Origin of the sequence: Sphingobium sp. LMA1-1-1.1 (genome assembly GCF_040676365.1) — a bacterium.
Classification (GTDB): Bacteria; Pseudomonadota; Alphaproteobacteria; order Sphingomonadales; family Sphingomonadaceae; genus Sphingobium.
In genome coordinates, this window is sequence record NZ_JBEGHS010000015.1 from 1 (window position 1) to 7,009 (window position 7,009).

At 58.2% G+C, this 7,009-nt stretch carries 4 protein-coding genes; all 4 read left to right on the forward strand.

The window, feature by feature from the left end:
- Positions 1 to 33: 33 nt before the first annotated feature.
- Positions 34 to 2,493 (forward strand): TonB-dependent receptor, encoded by a 2,460-nt coding sequence (locus tag MRBLMA1_RS11365; RefSeq protein ID WP_363736935.1) that lies wholly within the window; start codon positions 34 to 36, stop codon positions 2,491 to 2,493.
- A gap of 418 nt (positions 2,494 to 2,911) precedes the next feature.
- The gene (locus MRBLMA1_RS11370; protein WP_363736936.1) at positions 2,912 to 3,844 is read left to right on the forward strand and encodes an N-acyl homoserine lactonase family protein; all 933 of its coding nucleotides are present in this window, start codon (positions 2,912 to 2,914) and stop codon (positions 3,842 to 3,844) included.
- Between the two features lie 155 nt (positions 3,845 to 3,999).
- On the forward strand, positions 4,000 to 5,337 hold the full coding sequence (locus MRBLMA1_RS11375) for an MFS transporter (protein WP_363736938.1): 1,338 nt from the start codon (positions 4,000 to 4,002) through the stop codon (positions 5,335 to 5,337).
- Between the two features lie 546 nt (positions 5,338 to 5,883).
- Entirely contained in the window at positions 5,884 to 6,927 is a 1,044-nt protein-coding gene (locus MRBLMA1_RS11380; RefSeq protein WP_363736937.1) for a transketolase family protein, read from the forward strand.
- The last annotated feature ends 82 nt before the right edge of the window (positions 6,928 to 7,009 follow it).

The window sequence follows — 7,009 nt, forward strand, 5'->3', positions numbered from 1 at the left end:
TGCATATTATTATCGTCATAAAGGGGAATAATAATGAGGAAAGATCTTCGAATCCGGGCAACCTTGCTTTGTGCAGTTGCGGTTGGTGCGCTTGCCAGTCCTGCGTTGGCGCAGGATGCGCCGGCCGTCTCTTCCGTGCAGGATCAATCAACTCACGCCGACAAGGGCGGCTCGGCCTTGTCGGGCGAGATCATCGTGACGGCGCAGCGTCGCGAGCAGAGCATCCAGAAGGTGGGCATCGCCATCACCGCCTTTTCCGGCGACCAGTTGCGCGCCCTCAATGTGACTGATTCGCGCGAACTGGCGGGGCTTACGCCGGGCGTGCACCTCGGCGGCGCGCTTGCTGGCCAGAACAGTCAGTACACGATCCGCGGCGTCACCCAGAATGACATCAACGATATCGTCGAGGCGCCGAACGCGGTTTATCTGGACGATGGTTATATCGCGATCGGCCAGGGGCAGACTTTCGCCCTGTTCGACATCGACCGCGTCGAAGTGCTGAAGGGGCCGCAGGGCACGCTGTTCGGCCGCAACGCGACCGGCGGTCTCGTCCGCTACATCACGCGCAAGCCCAATCTGGACAAGGTCGAGGGTTTTGTCGACGTCAATTACGGGCTCTATGACTCCCTGAGCACGCCTGGTGCGTTCCATGGTGAAGCTGCGATCAACCTGCCCATCAGCAGCACGTTGGCGACGCGCTTTGCCGTCATGTGGAACAAGGCTCAGCCCTGGCTGCGCAACGAATATCCGGCGGGCGCGGTCGGCGGTTCGCCTGGTCCGGGCGCCGGCGCCAATATGGGCGATGACGATACGCTCGCAGGACGCATGACCACGTTGTTCGAGCCCAATGACAGTGCCCGCGTGCTGCTGTCCGTCAATGCGGCGAGAACCCGGATGGCAACGGCGCCGTATCAGCAGAAGGCAACGATCGGTGTGTTCGATGCTGCGGGCGAACTGGTGAACGTCCTGAATGCCGGCCCGAACGAAACGCGCGCTTCGATTGCGGCTGACGGTTCAGATGGCGGTTCGGACACCGGCAACACCGGCAGCTTCGGCGCACCCTTCGGCCGTCCGGTCCCCGGCGGCGACTTCTTCGGCTACAAGGATCCCGATGGCAGCGGCCCTCGCACGTCGAGCGACTTTGCCTTCCGCGATCATGGGCGCGTGAGGACCTGGGGCGTTAACCTCAACGGCGAGTTCGACTTGAGCGACAGCGTCAAGTTGGCGGCGGTGAGCGACTACAAGCATTTCTACAAGATCGGCTTCCTGGATGTTGATGCCGGTCCGGGTAACCAGGCTGGCGGTTATCTGGGCGTTCGTGCTTCCACCTTCAGCCAGGAAGTCCGCCTGTCAGGAAAGAGCGATCTTGTCGATTGGACGACCGGGCTTTACTATCTCCACATCAAGGCCCATTCGCTCGCTGGGCTGAAGTTTCCCATTGGCAGCGTGGTTCCAGGGGCGCCGTTCGATTTGGGAGCAGACGCAACGCTGAAAACCAATTCCTATTCGGCCTTTGGCCAGTTGGACTGGCACATCGCTTCGCGACTGACGTTGATCACCGGAGCGCGCATCATCCAGGAACAGAAGAACCACAACTTCCTCCAGGGAATATGGGGTACCACGGATTCGCGTGAGGCCGCGGTTGGCACACCGATCGTCATTGGCCCGCTATTTGGTCCGAATGGACCCACGCCTTACACGGACAAGTCCAACAAGACGCTCTGGGCAGGCAAGGTCCAGCTCGACTTCCAGGTGAACCCGGACCTGCTCCTCTATGCAGGCGTCAATCGCGGTGTGAAGGCGGGCAGCTATAATGCCGCAGTTCCAGGTGGCATAGCCGTGCCGACAAGCACCATCCCTTACAAGGCGGAAACTCTCACCAACTATGAGAGCGGCATCAAATATACGTTCCCGGACGGCAAGACGCGGTTCAACGCATCCGCATTCTACTATGATTACAAGAACTATCAGGCATTCCTCTTCTCCGGGGTCAGCGGCATAGTCATCAACGCGAACGCGAGAACAATCGGTGGGGAAGCCAGCCTGTTCACCTCGCCTGTGAGGGGCCTCGATGTCGGTCTTTCCGCATCCTACTTTGATGCGAAGGTGAAGGATGTGCCGCTTCGTGCCGGAGGTCCGATCAGTCGCGACGTCCAGCCCGTCTACGCGCCGCCGCTTCAGGGCAGCGCTATCATCCGGTATGAATGGGAAGCCCTTGGCGGCAAGCTGTCGGTTCAGGGTGACGCCAGCTATACCGATCCCTTCTACTACAACCTCCGCAATTTCGACGCGGACAAGTTCGGCAGGACTGTGATGGTCAATGCCGGTCTTGGCTGGTCGAACGACAACTGGGAACTGAACTTCCGCATCAGGAACCTGACCAACGTGCACCAGGGTGTCCAGGGCTTCGACCTCGCGACCCTGTGTGGTTGCAACGAGGTTTCCTACAAGCCGCCCCGCTTCTTCCAGCTCGGCGCGCGCTACAACTTCTGATCGCATTGATTATCATGAAGGCTAACGACAATGCAGTGCGAGCAGCGTCTACGAGCATCCCGGCCGGTCCTCCAGACCCGGTCGGGAGCAGCACGATGATGTCGGCCGTCACGCTGTTTGCCGGGCATTACCCTCTGGACGATATCGCTGCGTCGAATGATGCTGAACCAGAACACCGTGGGTCCGCCGCCTCATACCGGAAAAACTCGACGGCTCCACTCTCGTCTCGCGGCGAGGCCATGCCGTCGAAAGCAATTCAAGCGATCAAGCCGTCAATCCTAGCAAATGAGAACATTCTGCTCTAATGCTGTTTACCGCGTCTCAGGTGCGACTCAACCAGTGACGAGGAAGTTTGTGCCTTATATACTAATTTCCAGACGTGCGTACTATTCTACGACACATCACTAGGAGTTATGCAGTGGTCGGCCCATCGATTATAGGTCTCGATACCAAGCTGGATACTGATTATTCGATTTGGCCTCTAGCGTACTGTCAATCTGACATGCCGATAGATTTTGTTGCCGGGTCTGGTCTGTTCAGTAATGCTGGTACGGTTCGTCTCCCCATGCTTTATACCTTGTTGGTAGGTGGTGAAGTCGGCGGCAAGCAACACGTCGCCTTGGTCGATTGCGGATTTCGCAATGATCATTGGCTGACGAAGTACGCGTTTTCAAGCTGGGAGGAACCGGTCGACGTTCTTGGCAGGGTCGGCTTCAAGCCAGAAGATGTCGAAGCAATCCTCGTGACGCACATGCATTTTGATCACATCGGGAATTTCGAGGCTTTCCCCAATGCCAAGCTGTATATCCAGCTGGACGAGTATCTCGGATGGTCTGACGCAGTGTGCGCCGCTCACCAGATGGAAACCGAGGAAGAAAAGGCCTGGGTCTTTTCTTCGTTCGACCCGCAGGATCTCATCAGAGCCGCACAGGGCATTTCCGAAGGCCGCGTAAAGTTCGTTCGCGGTGATGAGGAGGTGCTGCCCGGCATCACGGCACACCTGGCGAAGGAAAGCCACACCTTCGGCACGCAATGGTTCGAGGTGCAGACGCGCAACGGTCCATTCGCTGTCGTCGGAGACACGGTCTATTGGTATTCGAACATCGAGCGCATGTGGCCTCCGGGCTACGGCCAGGGCAACACTTTCAACCAAATCAAGGCCTATCGCGAAATTCGCGATCTGCTGAAGAACAAATTCGATCACCTCGTTCCAGGTCATGATCCATTGATCTATGAACGTCACTCGTCATGGCTGGCGCCAAGTGGAAATCAGATCGCCGAGGTAAATCTGCGTCACGACGATACGTCGCGGCGCCCAACTGTCTCTGCCCAAAAAATCATCCACACCTAAACGTACAGGCGACCCCCCGTTATTTCCCTACGTCGTCACCGTCATCTTCTTGCCCGCGCCGGGCCGGCGGGAGAGATATCCGATTTAGCTGTGTGGCCTGACGGTGTTATAATGATCCTGCCACCGGACCCGCCTGGGGCAGGCCAGTGTCCCTGATGCTTTCCGGTCAGTGCGATAAACAAAAGGTGGATAGGATAGAGCAGGCAGTGACGATGGCGGATCCGCAGAAAGTCATCTTCCACGACGGCAGCTCACACAAGGACGCTCGCTGGATCACTCTTGCGGGATGCTTTTTAAGTTACTGCTTTGACGCAGTGGATTTCATGATCCTGGCGTTGGCCCTTCCGGCGATCGTAACTGACTTTGGCTTCAGCCTTGGCGAGGCTGGATTGATCGGCACTGCCGGCATGATTGGAGTTGGCCTCAGCAGCTTGCTGCTAGGATGGTACGCGGATAATTACGGCCGCCGACCGGCACTGATTGTTAGCGTGCTGATCTTTGCACTGTTCACCATGGCAATAGCCGTCGCGCGCGGGTGGTGGGACATGCTGCTTCTGCGATTCCTGGCCGGCTTGGGCCTGGGCGGCGTATGGGGAATCGTGTCGGCCCTGATCAACGAAACTTGGCCTCCCCATCTGCGCGCCCGGGCCAGTGCCTTCGTACTCAGTGCCGGGCCCGCCGGATTCGTTCTCGCGGCTTTGTTGGCCCATGCCCTGTTACCGGATTATGGATGGCGGGCGCTTTTCCTTTCAGGAGGAACCGCGCTTTTCGCAATCATATTCGTTGCGCTTTTCGTGCCCGAATCCAGCCAATGGCGGGAAGGGAAGGCACAGCGACAAATGGCCAGCGGTAAACAGACGGTCTCATTGAGCGAGATATTTATCGAAGGTCGGTGGCGTCGCACGGTGCTGGCAACATTAATCGCCGCGTGCGCCCTGACCGGCTATTGGGGTGCGAATACCTGGCTTCCGACCTATCTCGTCAAGGAACGGGGATTGGAACCTGCGGCAATGACGACGTTTCTCATCGTCATGAATATCGGCATGTTCATCGGTTATCAGATATTCGGCTTCGTTGCGGACCGCATTGGTTCCAAAAAGACGATCCTATTCTGCTTCGCTGCAACAACTATCTTGTTGCCGGCGTACGCCTTGATCAGGGATTTGACGCTGCTTTTGTGGTTTGGACCACTCATGGCGATGTTTTTTGCTTATTTCGGGATTTTTGGAGCCTATTTCTCTGCACTGTTCCCGGCGCATATTCGGTCAACCGGAGCTGGATTCTGTTTCAATGTCGGCCGTGGCATCTCCGCGTTTGCTCCTTTTGCGTTGGGAGAAATCGCCACATCCTTCAGCTTGTCAGTCAGCATCGCGCTTTGCGGAGTCTTCTTCCTGCTCGCGGGCCTTCTGATGCCCCTGATGCCAGACCTCAACATGAAAGACGAGGAACAGACAATTGCGCCGCGCAAACCTGTTCTTGCCGAGGAGCCCTAGTTTAGCACGGCACCGGATTTCTCACCGTGCAAGCGCTCATAATGGGAGCCTGCCCATCTTGCTCCCATCAGGGCAGAGATCGAACTCGGCCTGGAAAGCTCGCAACAATATGGCCTGCCGCATCGGGCGGGTGCCGGGAACGGTTAGAGTTGCGGCTATTGTAGTCGCCCTGGTGATCTGACCGAAGCCAAGCGCGCAGACCAGCGGGGCGAGCCACGATGCCACGGCGGCCGACAGGAGATAGCGAACGATCCATCGGGGCTGAGGGATGGCCAGGTCACCACGGCGTCATCCGGGACGCAACGGAATGGCTCCACTACCCGCCTGCGGGATGAGCTGAGGCGATCATTGCAACCGGCTGCCCGAACAACGGCCTCCGGGGCCGGCCGCCGGAGCCGGAAACGATCAAGCGGAACGTGCAGTTCAAGCGATCAAGCCGCCAATCCTAACTGCTGCGATCGATGACTCTTATCCTCCGTGCCAGTTAACCCGTTTGGGTCGTGGCTGCCGCGACGGAAATTCGGGTATCGTGAAGGGGATTTGGGCATGACATTTCATGAGGCATCGCGCGCACAATCAGTGAGCAGCACCCATCTGCCTCCCTATCAGATCGAGACCAAGCCCTATGGCAGGGCGCTCGTCGCTCTTGCTGAACAGCGCAGCGAAATCATCTGCCTTGGAGCAGATCTAACCAGACAGACCGAGACCGACCTTTTCCGCGACCAACTGGCCGATCGATTCGTCAATGTAGGCATGGCCGAGGCAAATATGATCGGCATCGCTGGTGGCCTGGCGCGGGCGGGGCACACAGTGTTCGTCAATACATTCGGCGTATTCGCAACCCGGCGCTGCTTCGATCAGCTTGCGATGGCGGTTGCCTATCCTAACCTCAGCGTCGTCATAGCGGGCTTTATGCCAGGTCTATCGAGTCCAGGTGGCCCCAGCCATCAGGCGATCGAGGACATGGCGCTGATGCGCGCTTTGCCCAATATGGCGGTGCTCGATTTGGCCGACGCGAGTGAAATCCGCCAGGCGGTCACGATTGCGGCGGATCGCAAGGGGCCGGTCTACCTGCGCCTCAAGCGTGGAGAGATTCCGCGGATCTTCGACGACAATCATAAGCTGGAATTCGGTCGGGCGCATATACTCAGTGAGGGGTCGGACGTTACCATCGTGGCATCGGGCATGATGGTCCCGGCCGCGCTCGTTGCCGCATCCACGCTGGAGCAGCACGGTCTTTCGGTCGGCGTCGTCAATTCGCCGTCGATCAAGCCGTTGGATAGCGACACCATTTTGAAGGCGGCGCGCGGATCCCGGCTGATCCTGACGGCAGAAAATCATTCGATCATCGGCGGCTTGGGCTCGGCAGTTGCCGAAGCCCTTGCTGAGGCGGGCTTGGCTGTTCCGCTTCGTCGGATTGGGATTGCGGACCGGTTTGCCGAGTCTGGGAGTCGCGAGCATCTTTTTGCGAAATATGATCTCGACATAGCGGCGGTTCTTCGCGCTGTGTGGTCAGGTCTTGGCCTGGAGGGCGATCCGCCGCGCGCGCATTTTGATACGGCGTCTGCCGACGAATACGCACCTGTTTAATTGGACCATTGGAGAGCGACATGTGTAGCCACCCTCAACACATCCATTGTACTCCGGAGATGCTGCCGGAGGAATTCAAGCG